The sequence below is a fragment of the Sphingomonas sp. 77B genome, assembly GCF_056497825.1.
This window is the reverse complement of record NZ_JBWMBY010000001.1, coordinates 2,876,351-2,895,444: the sequence shown is the minus strand read 5'-3', so window position 1 is coordinate 2,895,444 and position 19,094 is coordinate 2,876,351. Positions and strand designations below refer to the sequence as shown.

The window sequence follows — 19,094 nt, the reverse complement described above, 5'->3', positions numbered from 1 at the left end:
CTCATCCCCACCTCCGTTCAGCCTGAGCGAAGTCGAAGGCCGAAGGCAAATCTGTTCCTCCCCTGTAAGGGGAGGGGGACCAGCGAAGCTGGTGGAGGGGTGTCACCGGCGACGAGATCGGGCTGCCCTCGCAAAGCGGGACACCCCTCCGTCATGCCTTCGGCATGCCACCTCCCCTTCCAGGGGAGGAATAAAAAAGGGGAGAGCCTCAGCCCTCCCCCCAATCAGAACAACCGGGTCAGCAGGTAGAAGCCCGCCCCCATCACGGCAGAGGCCGGGATGGTGATGATCCAGGCGATCACCACATTGCCCGCCACCCCCCAGCGCACCGCCGAGGCGCGCCGCGCGACGCCCGCGCCGATGATCGAGCCGGTGATGGTGTGAGTGGTCGACACCGGAATACCCAGCGCCGAAGCGCAGAAGATCACGATGGACCCGGCGGTCGAGGCGCTGAACCCCTGGTGCTGCGACAGCTTGGTGATGCGGCTGCCCATCGTCTCGATGATCTTCCAGCCGCCGGTCATCGTGCCCAGCGCCATGGCGACGTAGCACGAGATGGCGACCCAGTGCGGCACCTCGAACGGGCCGGTCAGGCGGCCGGTCGAATAGAGAAGGACGGTGATGATCCCCATCGTCTTCTGCGCATCGTTCAAGCCGTGGCTAAGCGAATAGGCCGCCGACGAGACGAGATGCAGGGCACGAAAGCTGCGCTCCGCCCCGCCCGCCGTCGAGCGGCGCAGCGCCCAGCTGCTCAGCAGCATGACCAGCATCGCCAGCATCATGCCGAGCAGCGGCGACAGGACGATGGCGAGCAGCGTCTTGTTCAGGCCCGCCCACTGGACCGCGCCCATGCCCGCATGGGCGACCCCTGCGCCGACCAGCCCGCCGACCAGTGCATGGCTGGAGGAGGAAGGAATGCCGCGCAGCCAGGTGATGACGTTCCACGCCATCGCCCCGCCCAGCGCGCCGAAGATGACGGCGGGCGTCACCACGTCCTGCGCGATCAGGCCCTTGCCGACCGTCTCCGCCACCTTGTGCAGGCTGGGGAAGGCGACGGTCAGGAAATAAGCCGCGAAGTTGAAGAACGCCGCGAACACTACCGCCGCGACCGGCGACAGAAGGCGCGTCGCCACCACGGTCGCGATCGAATTGGCCGCATCGTGCAGGCCGTTGAGATAATCGAACGCCAGCGCGACCAGGATCAGGCCGGCCAGCAGCGGAAAGGCGAGTTCGTGCATGTCCCTCGCCTCAGGCGTGGTCGATGACGATGCCGTCGATCTCGTCGGCGACATCCTCGAACGCGTCGAGGATGCGCTCCAGATGCTTGTACACTTCCTTTTCGATGACGAAGCGCAGCGTGTCGCGCTCGCCGCATTCGTCCAGCGTGCGCTTCAGGCCCGCCGCATGCATCTCATCTGCGCGGCCTTCCAGCCGGACCAGCTCCTCGGTCAGCGCGTGGAGGCGGTCGCCATTGCGCGCGACGTCGCGCATCAGCGGCATCGCCTCGACGGTCAGCTTGGCCGCGTCGACCGCGACCGCCGCCATTTCGCGCATTTCCGGCGCGAAGTTGGTCAGCCGGTACAGGCCGATCGCGGTGGCCGCCGCGTGCATCTCGTCGATAGTGTCGTCCATCGAGCCGATCAGCGAGGTGATCGCGGCGCGATCGAACGGCGTCAGAAAGGTCGAGCGAACCGAGGTCAGGACCTGGCGCGTGATCTCGTCGGCGTCATGCTCCCGCGCGGCGACGACGGCGATCTCGTCGGCGGTGCGGCCCTGCGCGTCGAAAATGCGGACGGTGGCTTCGGCCCCCGCAAGGATGGTGGCGGCTTGCGCCTCGAACAGCTCGAAGAAATTTCCCGTCTTCGGCAGGAGGCGTTGGAACCAGGCGAACATCAGTCGGTAAACCCCGATAGTGATCCGATAACGTGTACGTCTTCAGGCCATGGCCGATCGGGCCACGGCGAAACGCCGGACCGTGAAAAGGTCATGAACCGAGGATGGCACGAATGTCGCCCCCCTGACCAGACGCAGGCATCACGTCAAGCAAAACTGGGTTACAACGATGTGACACACGCCACCACCGAAGGCCATGCGAGCGTTGACGCAGGGGCCCTCGATGCCGCCGATCGCCAGGACCCGACAACCATATCGATTTCATTCCGGATTGTGGTTTTGGCGCATCACCTCTGTCACGCGAGCGCCATAATGCGCCTCTAACGGCCCGCCTTACCGGGAGAATTGAATCAGTCGGGCGGCGTGAACCGCCCGCCGGAGCGTGGGGAATATATGAAATCGGTTATCAAGACCGCGGCGCTGCTGGGCGCTGCGTGGGGAACGCTGGCGACCGTACCGGCCATGGCGCAAGCCGCCGACCAGGGCGCGGCGCAGGGCACCGCCGCGACGGACGAGCAGCAGGGCCTGGGCGACGTCGTCGTCACCGCCGAGCGCCGTTCGGAAAGCCTGAACCGCGTGCCGGTGTCGGTCGGCGTGGTCAGCGGGTCGAACCTGCGCACCTTCCAGCAGGGCGGTGAGGACATTCTGGCGCTGTCGGGCCGCGTACCTGGCCTGTACGCCGAGACGACCACCGGCCGCATCTTCCCGCGCTTCTACATTCGCGGCCTCGGCAATATCGACTTCTATCTGGGCGCGTCGCAGCCCGTCTCGATCATCCAGGACGATGTCGTCCTGGAACATGTCGTACTGAAGTCGAACCCGATCTTCGACGTCGATCAGGTCGAAGTGCTGCGCGGGCCGCAAGGGTCCCTGTTCGGTCGCAACACGACCGCAGGCATCATCAAGTTCGACACGATCAAGCCGACCCAGACCTTCCAGAGCCGCGCCACCGCCTCGATCGGCAGCTACAACACGATCAGCATGGACGCCGGTGTCGGCGGCCCGCTGATCCGCGACGTGCTGGCCTTCCGCCTGTCGGCGCTGGTCCAGCATCGCGACAATTGGGTCGACAATACCTATTCGGGCCCCAGCGCCGATGGCACGCTGACCCCGAAGAAGGACGCCATGGGCGGCTTCACCGAGCGTGACGTGCGCCTTCAGCTGCTGCTGACGCCGACCGACACACTGTCGTTCAACCTGTCGGGCCATGCCCGCTGGTATGACGGCACCTCGACGCTGTTCCATCGCGGCGCGCTCAAGAAGGGTTCGCGCGACGTGTCGGCCGAGCCGCGCGACCGCGTCGCCTATGACGAAGGCCGCGACAACCCACAGTCCTATGACACGCAAGGCACCTCGCTGCGCGCCGCCTGGGACTTGGGGCCCGCCGAGCTGACCTCGATCACCGCCTATGAAACCACGGCCGGCTTCAGCCGGGGCGACACCGATGGCGGGGCCGCGACCAACTTCCCGGTCAACGGTGTGCCCAATGGCTATGGCCTGAGCCAGGGTCAGATCCGGGGTCTCGACCAGTGGACGCAGGAAGTCCGCCTGGCCTCGACCGGCAACAATGCCTTCAAGTGGCAGCTGGGCGGCATCTATTTCGACAGCCGCGACATCACCGACTTCTATCAGCGTGCCTATCTGATCGGCGCCAACCCGAACAACTGGGTGCGCCTGCACGACGTGAATACGTCCTGGGGCGTGTTCGGTCAGGTCAGCTACCGCGCGACCGACCGCCTGACCCTGACCGCCGGGGGCCGGATCAGCGAGGATACCAAGCGTACCCAGCTGCTGCGCACCGCCGACAGCGCGACTGGTGTCTCCACCTATCGCGGCCGCCGCGACGTGCGCCTGTCGGATACCCAGCCCAGCTGGGACCTGTCAGCGCTCTATGAGGTGAACCCGAACGTCAACGTCTATGTCCGCGCAGCCCAGGGCTTCCGCGGGCCGACGATCCAGGGTCGCTCGGCGGTGTTCAACTCGGACTTCTCGACCGCGGGCTCGGAAACGAACCTGTCGTTCGAGACCGGCTTCAAGTCGAAGCTGTTCGACAACACCCTGCGCCTGAACGCGGCGGCCTTTGCGTACCGGGTGAAGAACATCCAGCTGAACGGCAACGATTCGGACGGCAACGGCGTGCTGCTCAATGCCGACAAGGCGGTCGCCTATGGCCTGGAAGCCGATGCACAGTGGTTGCCGGTGCGCAACCTGGCGCTGTCGGCGGGCGTCAGCCTGCTGCACTCGGAAATCCGCGACCGTAACGTGCAGGTCCAGACCTGCGGCCTGAACGGCGTGATGGTCTGCACCGTGCTGAACGGCCCGGTGACGACGCGGCGCATCTTCGGGGCGAACGCGTTCTTCGTGCCGATCAACGGCAACCCGCTGCCCAACGCGCCGGAATATAACGTCAACCTGGCGGCCAAGTACGACATGCCGCTGGCCGATGGCGGCAAGGCGTTCATCTCGACCGACTGGAACCTGCAGGGCTATACCAACTTCGTCCTGTACCGGACCAAGGAGTTCACCTCGAACGGCAATTTCGAGGGCGGCCTGAGCATCGGCTATTCCGCACCGAACGACGACTGGAGCCTGTCGGTCTTCGCCCGCAACATCACGAACGAGAAGAACCTGAAGGGCGTGATTGAAAACTATATGGCGGCCGTGTTCAACGAACCGCGCATCATCGGCGTGTCGTTCAGCGGCAAGTATCGCTGATCGGATTGACGGTGTGATGGAAAGGCCCGTCCCTCTTCGTGGGGGGCGGGCTTTTTTTGTCGCGTGGCCAAGGTTCGCCCGTGCGCTTCGACTTCGCTCAGCGTGAACGGACGGGCCCTGATTCCACCCTCCGTTCAGCCTGAGCGAAGTCGAAGGCCACAGGCCAACATTCGCCAAGCCGCCCGGTTCGCCCGTGCGCTTCGAATTCGCTCAGCGCGAACGGAGGGTCGGTCCTTAACCGCCCCTCAAGAAGCGCTTCGCCCGAACCGGCGCCGCCCTCGCCCGTGCATGGCGCTCCGCATGGGCGAGCAGCATGTCCAGATCCTCGCGCGCGATGTCGAAGCTCTCGTGCATGTCCTCGAGTGCGGCATCTACATCCTCGGCCCGGATGCGCGAGGCGTCGCTCACCGGCGGTGCCAGCGCGGGTTCGTGCGGATAGCTGCGCCCCGTCGCGCGGTGGAAGAACATGCCCAGCGCCACCAGCGCGATCGAGTTGATCGCGACCGGCGCGAAGGCGAAGGAAAAGCCCGCCGCATGGATTCCCTGGCTGCCGATGACGGCGGTCAGCGCCGCCGCGCCGCCCGGCGGATGCAGGCAGCGTGTCAGCGACATGACCAGGATCGCCCCGCCGACCGCGCACCCCGCCGCCAGCGGCAGCGAGGGGATGGCCTGGAACATCGCCACTCCGACCAGCGTCGACAGGACATTGCCGCCGACCACCGACCAGGGCTGGGCGAGCGGACTGGCGGGCACAGCGAAAACCAGCACGGCCGAGGCCCCCAGCGGTGCGACGATGATCGGCAGGTCCGGCCCGAATATGGGCAGCCCGCCGCACACGATGATCGTCAGCGCGATCCCGATGACCGCCCCGACACAGGCGAGCAGACGGCCAGACAAAGTGGCTCCGGCAAGCAGGGGTTGGAAGAAGCGCATAGCCGCCTTCGAGGTTGGAATGTGTAAGCCCCTCCTCCCGGCAGGGGGAGGTTGGGGGAGGGGCGTGCGGTTTGGCGGCGGTCGGCGCGCCTTAGACCTCGGCCAAAAATACTATGCCGGGGATCGCGATGTTTCTCCCGGTCGCGGTCAGGCGGCCGTCCTTGCCGATACGGAAGGCGTTGACCGTGCCCGAACGCTCGTTCGCCACCAGCATCTCGCCGCGCTCCTCGCGCAGCAGGAAGAAGCGCGGCCAGTCGCCGCCGGTCGGGACATGCTGCACCACGCGCGGCTCGCCCTTGGCGTCGAGGGCGAAGACGGTGATGCTGTTCGCCCCGCGATTGGAGACATAGAGCGTCCGCCCTGCCCGATCGATCGCGATATGCGCGGCATAGGACGGCCCCTTCGTCCCCTCGGGCAGCAGCGCATGCTCGCCCACGTCACGGAAACGACCATCGGGCAGCGCGTCGAGCACGAACAGCCGGGGCTGCAACTCGCAGGCGAGATAGGCACGCGCCAGGGTCGGGTGGCGGACCATGTGACGCGGCCCGGCGCCCGCCGGGGCCTGCCACGCAACCCGTTGGTCGGAGAGCGTGCGCGCCACCGGATCGAAGCGATAGGAAAAGATCGCATCCGCCCCCAGATCGACCGAATGCAGCCAGCGCCGGTCGGGGCTGAACCCCACCCAATGCGCATGCGCCCCGGCCTGGCGCTCGGTATTGGGGCCGGTGCCGCGATGCTGGAAGAGCTGCGGCTCACCCGGCGCGCCCGTCCGCCGGTCGAGCCGGTAGAAAGCGACCGAGCCGCTGGAATAATTGGCCACCGCCAGGCAGGCAGAGGCGCGGTCGATCGCGACATGGCACGGATCCGCGCCGCCGGTCGACGCCCCGCCCCGTGGCCGCCATTCGGGGCCATAGCCGGTCACCCGCCCCTCGGCCTGTTCGCGGAGCAGATAATAAGTGCCGTTCGGCCCGCCCCCGACGCCATAGGAAGCGTTGACGATTCCCGTCATCGGCGCGCCCACCCGTCCGTCGACGACCGGGTACAGCCCCTTGCCGCCCTCATTGACATAGGTGCCCGCGATCAGCCGATCCGCCGGTGCCCGCGCGAATAGCGGTTCGCCCGCGATGCCCAGCCCCGTGGCCGCGATCGCGCCCGCCATCACCTCGCGCCGTGTCGTCGTCATGCCGCCCCTCCTCTTCGGCGGCTCTTGAACGCCAAAGGGGGCGGGAAGGCAATCACCTTCCCGCCCCCCGGCGTGCCCGATGCGGCGAGCGGTTTAGATCGCGACCACGCCGCCGTCATTCTTGGTGATGACGATGGTGGCCGAGCGCGGACGCACGGTCGCCGCCGCATTGCCCGACTGGCTGTCGGGCCAGTTGCTGGTCGGGGCCGACGGCGTGGTCGCCCCCTCGCCCGGATGCTGGATATTGACGAAGACCGAGGTGCCGTCCGGCGTCGAGTGGATGCCGGTGATCTCGCACTGTTTCGGCCCCACCAGGAAGCGCTTCAGCGTGACGCCCGGCGCCTTGCCGATGCGGGTGGTGACGGTGGCCGAAGCGCCGCCCGCGCTGCTGGTCACCGAACGGGTGCCACCATCGCCGACCCGGCCGGGGATCGCGGCCAGCATCATGCAGTTCGTGACGTCGGTGAAAGCGCCGTCATCGGTCTGGATCCACATGACCGGCGTCGCCTGGCCCGCGACATTGCTCGGCAGGCTGAACCAGAGGCCGTCGGGCGACGAGAAATCGTTCGTCGCATCCAGACCAGACAGGTTCACGTTGGTCGGGTCGAGGTCCGCGCCCGCTCCGAAGGCATAGACGTCCCAGGTGAAGCTGGTCGCCTCGGTCGTGTCGTTCGCCTCGCGGATGCGGATGATATGGCCGTTGCGGTTGCCGACCGAGGTCGACGGCGGATCGACATAGGCGCGCGGGTTGGCGGCATCGACGGCGGTGTTGCTGCCCGACGCGACCGGCTTGCGCGAGGCGTTGTTGGTCAGCGTGCAATACATCTCGCCGGTCGCCGGATTGACCGCGGTCCATTCGGGCCGGTCCATCTTCGTCGCGCCCAGCGCATCGCCCGCCAGACGGGTGTTGATGAGCACATCGGCCTGGTCGGCAAACGGATAGATGCTGTTCGACGCGGTCAGCCCGTTCTGCCCGAACACCAAAGGCAGCCACTGGCCGGTGCCGTCCGCGTTGAATCTGGCGACATAGAGGGTGCCGGTGTCCAGATACTTGTCGCCCACTGCCAGACGATCCGAGGCATTGGCGTCCGAGGCGCTCCACGGGGTCGCCGACACGAATTTGTAGATATATTCGTTCTGCGCGTCGTCGCCCATGTAGAAGGCCGGACGAACCCCCGCGATCATCCGGCCGCTCTGGCAGCCTTCATGGTTCATGCGGCCCAGCGCGGTGCGCTTGCGCGGCGTGGAGGCGGGATTGAACGGATCGATCTCGACCACCCAGCCGAACTGGAACGGCTCGTTGCGGAAGTCCGCCGTCCCGTCGGCGGCCAGCGCGGCGGTAGCGGTCGCGTTCCAGCGACGGAAGACGGTGCTCGACGGGTTGGACGGCGTCACCGTGGTCCAGTTGTAATTGCCGCCACGCCCTTCGCCGATGCCATAGCGGGCGAGCGAGACATTCTGTTTCGGCGTCGTCGCCGTCCGCACCGCCGCGTCGCCCGAGGCACGGCGGAAATAGCCCGCCCAATTCTCTTCGTTGGTCAGATAGGTGTTCCACGCCATCGTGCCGTTGGCGCAGTTGTTGATCGTACCCCGACCGGCGGTGCCGTCGGTCGAATAGGCGGTCTTCAGCCAGGCACTGCCCTTGACCGGGCCGCTGAACGCCATGGGTGTGTTCGGCGTGATGCGGCGGTTCAGCGCCGAGCCTTGCACATAGCTCCACACGCCATTGGTCCGAGTCACCTCGACCACCGAGACGCCGTGGCACTCGATCTCCTTGATCGCCTCGCTTTCGGGGCGCGGGGCGGGCGTCTGGCCGTTTACATGGAGATATTGCTCGCTGATATTCTCGTGGTTGAGAACCAGCAGGCCGCGCGTGCTGTTGTTCGGGTCCGGGTTGGTGCCCGACGCGGCGAGGCCGAAATAGCTCATGCCGTCATGATGGTCGCCCGCACGCTGCGCGAAGTTGGTGTCGGTGCCGTTGTTCGCATAAGCGGGCACGCCCGCCGCGATCGGATCGCCCAGGCGATAGAGCACGCTGACGCTGTAACCCGCCGGGACCGTTACGATGTCGGCCAGGCTATGCGGCACAGCGGTGAAGTCGAGCGTGATCGGCGTGACGGTGACGGTCACGCTGTTGTTGGTGACCAGGCCGTCGCGGCTGGTGATCTCCAAGTTGAAGCCCAACTGCGTCGCGGTCGCCACGGCGGGCGCGCGGAACGAAGCGACCAGCTGGTTGGCGCCCGTCAGCGTGACCGACGGACCCGCCGTCTGGCTCCAGTTCACATTGGCCACCTGCCCGCTGCCCACCGTGCCGGTCAGCGTGACGGGACGCCCCGCCGCGACGCTGGCGGTGCTGCCCGCCGCCGTCGCGGTGACCGCCTGCGGATTCTCGTCGTCGCAACCGGCCAGCAGCGCGCCGCCGAACAGCGCGGTGGTCATCGCCGATACCCCGTGGCGCAGCGTCTGGCGGCGCGACAGGCGGGTGGCGATCAACTCGCTCATGTGCGTGTTGGCGGAACGGTTGGTATCGACGTCGCCATCGTCATAGGCGACCATGCTATTGATATCCGACATGGAAAATCCCCCGGCGCCGCTGGGATCGAACGCGGCCTCACCGCGCCCTTTGCCGCGCCCGCAAGTCACGCAGGCTTCATTTCGGCGTCATGTCGGTGACTTTGGGATGACCATATCATGACATCATCGCCATCTCGCCATGCGGCTTGACTCCGCAACGCACCTGGCTTAACGGCACCCCCGCATCCGGATGGGCTTGCCCGTTCGGATTCCGTCCAAGACAGCAGGTGCCGGGGAATATGCCCTGGCTTAATCTCCTGCCGAGACGGGGAAAAGGATTTTGCCGGTCGTGCCCCTCGCTGGTCCCGCCCGGTCTGCCCCGCGTTTCCATACGCGTCGGTTGCCCATTCCCCATCGCTGGACACCCCGAGGGGTGGTTTCACCCCCCGGTCAAGCAACCGGGATGGCCGTTCGCGGTCGTTCCAACCATGGAGAATGGCATGGATCGCGATCAAAAGAGCCAGGCCGTCGCCGAACTGAACCGCAACTTCAACGAGGTTGGCGTGGTGGTCATCACCCGCAACCACGGCATGACCGTCGCCCAGTCGACGGCCCTGCGCACGAAGATGCGGGAAGCCGGCGCGACCTACAAGGTCTCGAAGAACCGGCTTGCCAAGATCGCAGCCCAGGGCACCGACTATGCCGGTGTCGCTGACATGCTGACGGGTCCCGTCGGCATTGCCAGCTCGATCGATCCCGTGGCCGCCGCCAAGGTGGCCGTGGACTTCGCCAAGACGACCGACAAGTTCGAGATCGTCGGCGGATCGATGGGTGCGAACGTCCTTGATGTCGCAGGCGTGCAGGCGCTGGCGACTCTGCCCTCGCTGGACGAGCTCCGGGCGAAGCTGGTCGGTCTCATCGTGGCGCCCGCCACGAAGCTGGCCACCATCACCCAGGCTCCCGCGGCGCAGATCGCCCGCGTCCTCGCGGCTTATGCCGACAAGGACAAGGAAGCCGCCTGATCTTCGGGCGAACACGATTGAACTGACACACTCGGGCCACTTCATCCGGCCCGTATTGGAGATAAGAACATGGCAGACCTGAACGCGCTGGTTGACCAGCTGAGCGAGCTGACCGTCCTCGAAGCCGCCGAGCTCTCGAAGATGCTCGAAGAGAAGTGGGGCGTCTCGGCCGCCGCTGCTGTTGCCGCGGCTCCTGCTGCTGGCGGCGCTGCTGCTCCGGCCGCTGAAGAGAAGACCGAATTCGACGTGATCCTCACCGGCGACGGTGGCAAGAAGATCAACGTCATCAAGGAAGTCCGCGCGATCACCGGCCTGGGCCTGACCGAAGCCAAGGCGCTGGTCGAAGGCGCTCCGAAGCCCGTCAAGGAAGGCATTGCCAAGGACGAGGCCGAGAAGATCAAGAAGCAGCTCGAAGAAGCCGGCGCGACCGTCGAGCTCAAGTAATCGGACTGCGGGGGCAACCCCCGCACCCGTTCGCTTGGCGAGCTAAAGTCAAGGGCGGCCCCTTCGCGGGGGTCGCCCTTTTCTTTTGGGGTCGGACGTGGATCCGCCATGCCATTGACCCCGGCTATCACCACACCGTACTATACAAACAATACAGCCGCTGATCGGACTGCATGGCGGCTGTGTCAGGAGATATGGGGGGCAACCGATGCGACGAATCAGCTTTGTCTTTTTGGCGGCCATGGCAGGGTTGGCGGGCATGGCCGAGGCCCAGCGCTATCGCCCTGTTTTTCACCCAGACGCGCTGACCGACCGGCCTGCCGGACGCCCGAACGAGGTGCTCGTACTGGGCTCGCCACACCTGTCGAGCCTCCCCGCCAGCTTCCGGCCTGAAATGATCGAACCACTGCTCGAACGCCTGATCCGCTGGAAGCCGACTGCGGTGGCCAGCGAGAGCATCGCCGGGCTGCAATGCGATGCCATGCGCCACCAGCGCGAACGTCATGCCGAGGAAGTCGAAGTCTATTGCTTCGATCCGAGCGCCGCCGGACAGGCAGCGGGGCTCGACGTCGTTGCCGCCAATGCCAGGGCCGAAGAGCTGCTCGCCGCCTGGCCCGCCGCGCCGACACCCGCCCAGCGCCGCCGCCTGGCGCTACTCTTCCTTGCCGCCGGGGAACCGGCCTCGGCGATGGTCCAGTGGTTCCGCCTGCCCGCCGATGAGCGACGCGCGGAGGACGGGCTGACGCCGGCGCTGGTGAAGGATCTGCAGGCCCGACTCACGATGAAAAACGAAACGGAACTGGTCGCCGCGCAACTCGCCGCGCGGTCGGGACTGGAGCGGGTCTGGAGCGTCGACGACCAGTCCTTCGTCGGCGCGAAGATCGATGACAAGGCGTATGGCGAGGCGATCGCGCGTGCCTGGGACAACCCCGCCACCAAGGCGCGTAAGGCCGAGGGCGAGCGACTTTATGCCGGGCTTGCCCGGCCCGATGGGCTGCTGACCCTCTATCGCGCCCTGAACGCGCCGAAAGCCGCCGACCTGGCTTATCGCTCCGATTGGGGCGCCGCGCTCGCCGAGCCGTCGCCACAGGGCTATGGGCGGCGTTACGTCGCCTATTGGGAAACCCGCAACCTGCGCATGGTGGCCAATATCCGCGAGGTCCTGGGTCGTGCGCCCGGCACGCGGATGATCGCGATCGTCGGCGCGTCGCACAAACCCTATTACGAAGCTTATCTGAACCAGATGCGCGACGTGACGCTCGTCGATCTTGGGCCCATCCTACGATAGGCCTTCGTTACAACCGACTCCAAGGCTGCGCCCGCCGCATGTCGAGCCCGCAAACACCGTGGAGCCCATGCCGCCGGACATAGCCCCGCACCCGCGCGTCATAGCTCGCCGCCCGCGGGTCGCCGAAATTCCAGTCGGGCGGGTTGAACGTCGAGAAGCCGTTGATCGTCGGCACCCGCCACAGCTCGGCCAGGAACATGCCGTCGACATTGTGGGGATAAAGCTTGTGCAGTTCCGCGCTGATGTAGAGCGGCTCGGTCACCCGCGATGCGGTAACATAAAAGACATGGCAGTCGCGCGGCGGCCGGGGGATGGCGGACAGGGCAGCGCGTTGCTCGGCGCGGCTGAGCTGGGCGGGCGTCTCGGCGCTCAGATTCTCGGCGACCAGCAATGCGATGATCGCCACCAACCAGCCTGGCCGTTTCCCCCACAGGCGCGCCGCCTGCGCCCGCCAGCCTGCGACGAGGATGAGCAGGAATGGCAGGGTCAGCCATAGCTGATAGCGCGAGACGGTGCGCAGTCCCTTGGCGCCCGGCACCAGTTCGAACACCAGCAGCCAGGGCGAGGCATACCAGAATTGCAGCGTCAGCAGCCAGGCGATCATCATGGCCAGCGTGAAGGCGCGGAGCGTCACCGGCGCCTCCCCTTCGCTCGCCCGCCGCCGCACGACGATCCGCCACGCCGCGACCAGGAGCAGCGCAGCCATCACCAGCGGGAAACCCACCTCATGTTCGCCCCCAAGCACCCGGCGCGGCAGGTCGGGATCACCCGGCAGCCAATGATGGACCAGCGCGTGGAGCGGCACGAACAGCCAGCCCCAGACATAATTGCCCGGGCCCACATTCACCATGTCGATGACCGGCGTGACAAGATAGCCGAGCATGTCCTCCAGCCCCTCGCCCCCCGTCTCGCGCATCTTGGGGAGATAGACGATCAGGAAAGGCAGGATCAGCACGGCAAAGGCCGCAAAGCCGATCGCGATCGTCCCGGCATGACGGCGAACCAATCCGAAGGCGACGGCCGGTCGCGCCTGCCCGGTCATCACGCCCCAGCATAACAGGAACAGGCAGGCCGAAAAGATCGTGAACCAGGCCATGTAATAAGAGGTCATCAGCCACGCCGCCATCAGCGCGGCGAGCCCCACCGCCCGCACCCTTGCCGCACCGTGCCGCCCCTTCCCTTCTGCACGGACGCAGCCGATCGCGAGCATCATCGCGACGGGCAACAGCGCGACGCTTTGCAACTGTGCATGGACGGCTTGCAGATGGATGTTGCTGGCGATCGTCCAGAGGAGCGCGACCAGCAGCGCCGCGCCCCGCCCCCAGGACAGACTTCGCGCCACCAGCGCATAGGCCGCGACGAAGCCGATCGTCTTGAAGGTCAGGATATTCAGCGTGTCGGCATGAAAGGGATCGGCGATCAGCCGCCACAGGCTGTAGACGATGCCATAGAGGAAATAGCCGTCATTATAGCCCAGCGTCCCGCCATAGGGATGGAAGTAGAACCCCCTGTTCCACGACGACACCCCCGACCAGACGTTGCGCCAATGTTCGAGGATCGTCATCTCGATCAGCGCATCGCCGCGCTCGCCAAAGCCCAGATCGAAGCCGCTGGCGATCGGCACGCGAAAGAAGATCGCCATGGCGATCCCCCAGGTAAGCACGAACAACGCGATAGAGGCCCAACTCCGCGGGGAGCGAACCGAAAAAGCCGTCGAGCGGGTATGGGGGCGTTCCATGACCGCGCCCTAGGCCGGGGCAGAAGGACTGTCGAGCACCGGGCAGTTGCGCATCCGGACAGCGAAATCATTATCACCTTACTACAGAAACTTGCGCCCGAAGATTATCGCATGGTGCTTGTCGGTCGATCGCGCGCGCTGCTGCCATTTCCGATGACCAGACCCGGCAAGACGCCGCATGAGACGCGGAGGTCGTTCGCGAATTTGTGAGACGCACTTTTTAGAGCAAGATGATATGAGATGAACTCACCCCTCCCCTTCAGGGGAGGGGCCGGGGGTGGGGCGCCTCCGTAAGCGTACTGCCCGTGGCGAGGCCCCACCCCAACCCCTCCCCTGAAGGGGAGGGACTCTCCTTGGTTCAACGCAATGTCATCACGGTCTAGGGGCGCGGCATGTCGGTGACCGGACATAGCGATGTCACCGGGAGCGCTATTGTAGCGGAGGGGGCCGCCGCGTCGCGGGAGCCGCCCCTCCTATCAGGATGGTGGTTTACTCCGCCGCCTCGATCACCGCGCCGTTTTCCGGCTGGCTGTACACGCGGTCGAGATAGTGGTTGGCGATGATGTAATGCGCTCGCACCGCGGCAGGGTGGGTCGCCTTTTGGGCCAGTTCGAGTTCGGTTTCGGCACGTTGGTAGAAATAGTCTTCGTCAATCTCAGGCGACGTCATTTCAGGTCTCCAGGGCCCCGAAGATGCGCCAATAACCCGCGCATTTCCGGGATCTTCTCCAATATCTGTATATGGTTGGGAGGGCGGTTCGGTTCCTGCGACCGGCCTTGCGCGCCCTCCATTCGGCGCAAAACCGTCGTTTTTCCTGTTACAAATTATGGCCGGAAACGACGGCCTTGCCTTGCATCAAGCGTGGCCACGAAGGGCCGTTAAAAAGCCGCCGCCCGGTTGCCCGGACGGCGGCCCTTTTGCTTCCGATCCGTTAGACGGATCAGTCGTTCAGATACTCACCGGCATCGGCGTCCGTGCCGTGGCCCGAGGGTGCGACCTCGGCCAGCGGATCGTTGCCGGTGCCGCCCGCGTCACGCGCCGAACGCGCCTGTTCGGCGGCCCGCTCTTCGGCGGCGCTGACCGGCGCGACGATCGCTTCGGCCAGCTTGCGCTGCTGCGCACGGAGCGCGGCGTCGCGGCTGGAGGCCGCCACGCGCAGGCGGTTCATGCCCGCGCCGGTGCCCGCCGGGATCAGGCGGCCGACGATGACATTCTCCTTCAGGCCCATCAGCGTGTCCTGCTTGCCCTGGACCGCCGCCTCGGTGAGGACGCGGGTGGTCTCCTGGAACGACGCCGCCGAGATGAAGCTGCGGGTCTGCAAGCTCGCCTTGGTGATGCCGAGCAGGACGGGCTTGCCCTGCGCACGTGCCTGGTTCGCGTCGAGCTTGTCGTTGATCGCGTCCATTTCCTCGCGATCGACCTGCTCGCCCTTCAGCAGCGTGGTGTCGCCGCCGTCGGTGATCTCGACCTTCTGCAGCATCTGACGAACGATCGTTTCGATGTGCTTGTCGTTGATCTTCACGCCCTGGAGTCGATAGACTTCCTGGATTTCGCTGACCAGATATTCGGCCAGCGGCTCCACGCCCATCGTTTCCAGAATGTCGTGCGGATCGGGCGAACCGCCGATCAGGTTGTCGCCACGCTTGACGTAGTCGCCTTCCTGAACGTCGATCACCTTCGACTTCGGCACCAGATACTCGACGACCTCACCGCCATCCTCGGGCTGGATGCCGATCTTGCGCTTCGCCTTGTAATCCTTGCCAAATACGACACGGCCCGAGACCTTGGCGATGATCGCCGAGTCCTTCGGTACGCGGGCCTCGAACAGCTCGGCGACGCGCGGCAGACCGCCGGTGATGTCGCGGGTCTTGGCCGATTCACGGGCGACACGCGCCAGAACGTCACCGCCCTGCACCTGCGCCCCGTCCTCGACCGAAAGCGTCGCACCCGGCGCCAGCATGTAGCGACCGGCCTCGCCCGAATTGTCGTCGAGCAGGGTCATGCGCGGACGCAGATCCTCCTTCGACTTGGTCGAGGCGCGATATTCGGTGACGACGCGCTGGGCGATACCCGTGGCTTCGTCGACCTGCTCGGTCAGGGTCTTGCCCTCGATGAGGTCCTGGAACTTCACCGTACCGGGGTTTTCCGTAATCACCGGCATGGTGAACGGGTCCCACTCGGCCATGCGGTCGCCCTTCGACACGATGTGACCATCGTCGAACAGAACGTACGCACCATAGGGGATACGGTCGACCGAGAGCTCGCGGCCGTCCATGTCGACGATCGCGATCTCACCCGAACGGCTGAGAACCACGCGACGGCCACGCTGATCGGTAATCAGGCGCAGGTCGCGGAACTCGACCGTACCGTCGGCCGCCGCTTCCAGGTTCGACTGCTCGTTCAGCTGCGCCGCACCACCAATGTGGAAGGTACGCATGGTCAGCTGCGTACCCGGCTCACCGATCGACTGCGCCGCGATGACGCCGACCGCTTCGCCGATGTTCACCGGCGTACCGCGGGCGAGGTCACGGCCATAGCATTTGCCGCAGACACCGACCTTCGATTCGCAGACCAGCGGGCTGCGGATCTTGACCGACTGGGTGTTCGCCGCCTCGATCTTCGCCACCATCGGCTCGTCGAGCAGGACGCCCGATGCGATGATGACTTCGCCGGTCTTGGCGTTGACGATGTCCTCGGCCGTGGTGCGGCCCAGGATACGCTCGCCGAGCGAGGCGATGGTCGAACCGCCCTGCACGATCGCCTTCATCTCGAGGGCGCGGGTCGTGCCGCAATCCTCTTCGATGATGACGCAGTCCTGGCTGACGTCGACCAGACGGCGGGTCAGGTAACCCGAGTTCGCCGTCTTCAGTGCCGTGTCGGCCAGGCCCTTACGCGCGCCGTGGGTCGAGTTGAAGTATTCAAGAACGGTCAGACCTTCCTTGAAGTTCGAGATGATCGGCGTCTCGATGATCTCGCCCGACGGCTTGGCCATCAGGCCGCGCATACCCGCCAGCTGCTTGATCTGCGCGGGGCTACCACGCGCGCCCGAGTGGGCCATCATGTAGATCGAGTTGATCGGCTTCTCACGGCCTTCCATCGGGCCGTCCTCGTAATGACGGACCGCCTTGATCTCGTTCATCATCGAGTTCGCGACCTGGTCGCCGCAACGGCTCCAGGCGTCGATCACCTTGTTGTACTTCTCCTGCTGCGTGATCAGGCCGTCCTGATACTGCTGCTCGAAGTCCTTCACCTGCTCGCGCGTCTCGTCGACCAGACGATCCTTGTCCGGCGCGATGATCATGTCGTCCTTGCCGAACGAGATGCCGGCGCGGAACGCGTGACGGAAGCCCAGCGCCATGATCGCGTCGGCGAACAGCACGGTCTCCTTCTGGCCGGTGTGACGATACACCTCGTCGATCACCTCGCCGACGTCCTTCTTGGTCAGGACGCGGTTGACGATGTCGAAGGGCACCTTGTGGCTCTTCGGCAGGCACTCGCCCAGCAGCATGCGACCCGGCGTGGTCTCATAGCGCTTGAGATACTGGTTGCCCTGCTCATCGGTCTGCGGAACGCGGCTGATGATCTTGGTGTGGAGCGTGACGGCACCGGCGAAGAGGGCCTGATGGACCTCCTCCATGTCCGCCAGCATCATGCCCTCGCCCGGTTCCTTCTGCTTCTCGAGCGAGAGGTAATACAGGCCCAGCACCATGTCCTGCGACGGCACGATGATCGGCTTGCCGTTGGCGGGCGACAGGATGTTGTTGGTCGACATCATCAGGACGCGCGCTTCCAGCTGCGCTTCGAGCGACAGCGGAACGTGCACGGCCATCTGGTCGCCGTCGAAGTCGGCGTTGAACGCCGAGCAGACCAGCGGGTGAAGCTGGATCGCCTTGCCCTCGATCAGCACCGGCTCGAACGCCTGGATGCCCAGACGGTGAAGCGTCGGCGCGCGGTTCAGCATGACCGGGTGCTCGCGGATCACCTCGTCCAGGATGTCCCAGACTTCCTTGCGCTCCTTCTCGACCCACTTCTTGGCCTGCTTCAGGGTCATCGACAGACCCTTGGCGTCCAGACGGGCGTAGATGAACGGCTTGAACAGCTCGAGCGCCATCTTCTTCGGCAGGCCGCACTGGTGCAGCTTCAGCTCCGGGCCGGTCACGATGACCGAACGGCCCGAATAGTCGACGCGCTTGCCGAGCAGGTTCTGACGGAAGCGGCCCTGCTTGCCCTTCAGCATGTCGGATAGTGACTTGAGCGGACGCTTGTTGGCGCCCGTGATCGTGCGGCCGCGACGGCCGTTATCGAACAGCGCGTCGACCGCTTCCTGCAACATGCGCTTTTCGTTGCGGACGATGATGTCCGGCGCACGCAGCTCCATCAGGCGCTTCAGGCGGTTGTTGCGGTTGATGACGCGGCGATACAGGTCGTTCAGGTCCGAGGTCGCGAAACGACCGCCGTCCAGCGGCACCAGCGGGCGCAGCTCGGGCGGGATGACCGGAATGACTTCCAGGATCATCCACTCGGGCCGGTTGCCCGATTCCAGGAAGCTCTCGACGACCTTCAGGCGCTTGATGATCTTCTTGGGCTTCAGCTCCGACTTGGTCGTCGCCAGCTCTTCGAGCAACGCGACCTTCTCGCCTTCCAGGTCGAGATTCTCGAGCATGATGCGAACCGCCTCGGCGCCGATGCCGGCCGAGAAGGCGTCCTCGCCATATTCATCCTGCGCGTCGAGCAGTTCGTCCTCGGTGAGAAGCTGATACTTCTCCAGCGGGGTCAGGCCCGGCTCGATGACGATATAGGCTTCGAAGTACAGCACGCGCTCGAGCTGCTTGAGCTGCATGTCGAGCAGCAGGCCGATGCGCGACGGCAGCGACTTCAGGAACCAGATGTGCGCGACCGGCGCGGCCAGCTCGATATGGCCCATCCGCTCGCGGCGGACCTTCGACACCGTGACTTCGACACCGCACTTTTCGCAGACGATGCCCTTGTACTTCATACGCTTGTACTTGCCGCACAAGCATTCGTAATCCTTGATCGGGCCGAAGATGCGCGCGCAGAACAGGCCGTCACGTTCCGGCTTGAACGTGCGGTAGTTGATCGTCTCGGGCTTCTTGATCTCGCCGAACGACCAGGAACGGATCTTGTCGGGCGACGCGATGCCGATCTGAATCTGGTCGAAGGTTTCCGGCTTGGCCACCGGATTGGCGAAGTTGGTCAGTTCGTTCATTTTGCTTTCCTCACAGGGAGGGAAAATTCATCGGGCGAAGTTCTGAGCAGTTGCCGGTGGCTGGGGATCGAACCCGCACCCCTTTCGGGGACCACTGAGGTGGTACGTCTACCTATTCCGTCACACCGGCTTCTGTT

Annotated in this window: 12 protein-coding genes and 1 tRNA gene; 4 read left to right on the top strand and 9 right to left on the bottom strand. The window is 65.5% G+C overall.

Going from position 1 to position 19,094, the window contains the following annotated elements; genetic code table 11:
- Positions 1 to 224 precede the first annotated feature (224 nt).
- A complete protein-coding gene (locus AC1GI4_RS13520; protein ID WP_294269797.1) occupies positions 225 to 1,238 on the bottom strand; it encodes an inorganic phosphate transporter in 1,014 nt (337 codons plus the stop codon).
- 10 nt (positions 1,239 to 1,248) lie between these two features.
- The gene (locus AC1GI4_RS13515) at positions 1,249 to 1,893 is read right to left on the bottom strand and encodes a DUF47 domain-containing protein (RefSeq protein ID WP_294269800.1); all 645 of its coding nucleotides are present in this window, start codon (positions 1,891 to 1,893) and stop codon (positions 1,249 to 1,251) included.
- A gap of 393 nt (positions 1,894 to 2,286) precedes the next feature.
- Here AC1GI4_RS13515 and AC1GI4_RS13510 point away from each other — a divergent pair, with 393 nt between their 5' ends.
- Complete coding sequence (locus AC1GI4_RS13510; RefSeq protein ID WP_479629853.1) at positions 2,287 to 4,608, top strand: TonB-dependent receptor; 2,322 nt, start codon at positions 2,287 to 2,289, stop codon at positions 4,606 to 4,608.
- A 234-nt stretch (positions 4,609 to 4,842) separates the two neighbouring features.
- Here the strand turns inward: AC1GI4_RS13510 and AC1GI4_RS13505 are convergent, their stop codons facing one another.
- The 3 genes from AC1GI4_RS13505 to AC1GI4_RS13495 form a co-directional block, all read right to left on the bottom strand.
- On the bottom strand, positions 4,843 to 5,541 hold the full coding sequence (locus AC1GI4_RS13505; RefSeq protein WP_479629852.1) for an HPP family protein: 699 nt from the start codon (positions 5,539 to 5,541) through the stop codon (positions 4,843 to 4,845).
- A gap of 91 nt (positions 5,542 to 5,632) precedes the next feature.
- Complete coding sequence (locus tag AC1GI4_RS13500; RefSeq protein ID WP_479629851.1) at positions 5,633 to 6,724, bottom strand: lactonase family protein; 1,092 nt, start codon at positions 6,722 to 6,724, stop codon at positions 5,633 to 5,635.
- A 93-nt stretch (positions 6,725 to 6,817) separates the two neighbouring features.
- The gene (locus tag AC1GI4_RS13495) at positions 6,818 to 9,298 is read right to left on the bottom strand and encodes a PhoX family protein (protein ID WP_479629850.1); all 2,481 of its coding nucleotides are present in this window, start codon (positions 9,296 to 9,298) and stop codon (positions 6,818 to 6,820) included.
- 440 nt (positions 9,299 to 9,738) lie between these two features.
- Here AC1GI4_RS13495 and rplJ point away from each other — a divergent pair, with 440 nt between their 5' ends.
- The 3 genes from rplJ (at position 9,739) to AC1GI4_RS13480 (ending at position 11,992) form a co-directional block, all read left to right on the top strand.
- Positions 9,739 to 10,260, top strand: a complete 522-nt coding sequence (rplJ, locus tag AC1GI4_RS13490; RefSeq protein WP_056437177.1) for a 50S ribosomal protein L10 — start codon at positions 9,739 to 9,741, stop codon at positions 10,258 to 10,260.
- Positions 10,261 to 10,329: 69 nt separating this feature from the next.
- Entirely contained in the window at positions 10,330 to 10,704 is a 375-nt protein-coding gene (rplL, locus tag AC1GI4_RS13485; RefSeq protein ID WP_007403895.1) for a 50S ribosomal protein L7/L12, read from the top strand.
- A gap of 208 nt (positions 10,705 to 10,912) precedes the next feature.
- A complete protein-coding gene (locus AC1GI4_RS13480; RefSeq protein ID WP_433908899.1) occupies positions 10,913 to 11,992 on the top strand; it encodes a DUF5694 domain-containing protein in 1,080 nt (359 codons plus the stop codon).
- A 7-nt stretch (positions 11,993 to 11,999) separates the two neighbouring features.
- On the opposite strand, the gene AC1GI4_RS13475 is transcribed toward AC1GI4_RS13480, so the two are convergent.
- The 4 genes from AC1GI4_RS13475 to AC1GI4_RS13460 all read right to left on the bottom strand — a co-directional run bounded on the left by AC1GI4_RS13475 (position 12,000) and on the right by AC1GI4_RS13460 (position 19,087).
- Complete coding sequence (locus tag AC1GI4_RS13475; RefSeq protein WP_479629849.1) at positions 12,000 to 13,634, bottom strand: hypothetical protein; 1,635 nt, start codon at positions 13,632 to 13,634, stop codon at positions 12,000 to 12,002.
- A 585-nt stretch (positions 13,635 to 14,219) separates the two neighbouring features.
- The gene (locus AC1GI4_RS13470; RefSeq protein ID WP_294275436.1) at positions 14,220 to 14,399 is read right to left on the bottom strand and encodes a hypothetical protein; all 180 of its coding nucleotides are present in this window, start codon (positions 14,397 to 14,399) and stop codon (positions 14,220 to 14,222) included.
- A gap of 271 nt (positions 14,400 to 14,670) precedes the next feature.
- Entirely contained in the window at positions 14,671 to 18,957 is a 4,287-nt protein-coding gene (rpoC, locus tag AC1GI4_RS13465; RefSeq protein WP_433908900.1) for a DNA-directed RNA polymerase subunit beta', read from the bottom strand.
- A gap of 51 nt (positions 18,958 to 19,008) precedes the next feature.
- Positions 19,009 to 19,087 (bottom strand) — tRNA-OTHER (locus AC1GI4_RS13460).
- Positions 19,088 to 19,094: the final 7 nt, after the last annotated feature.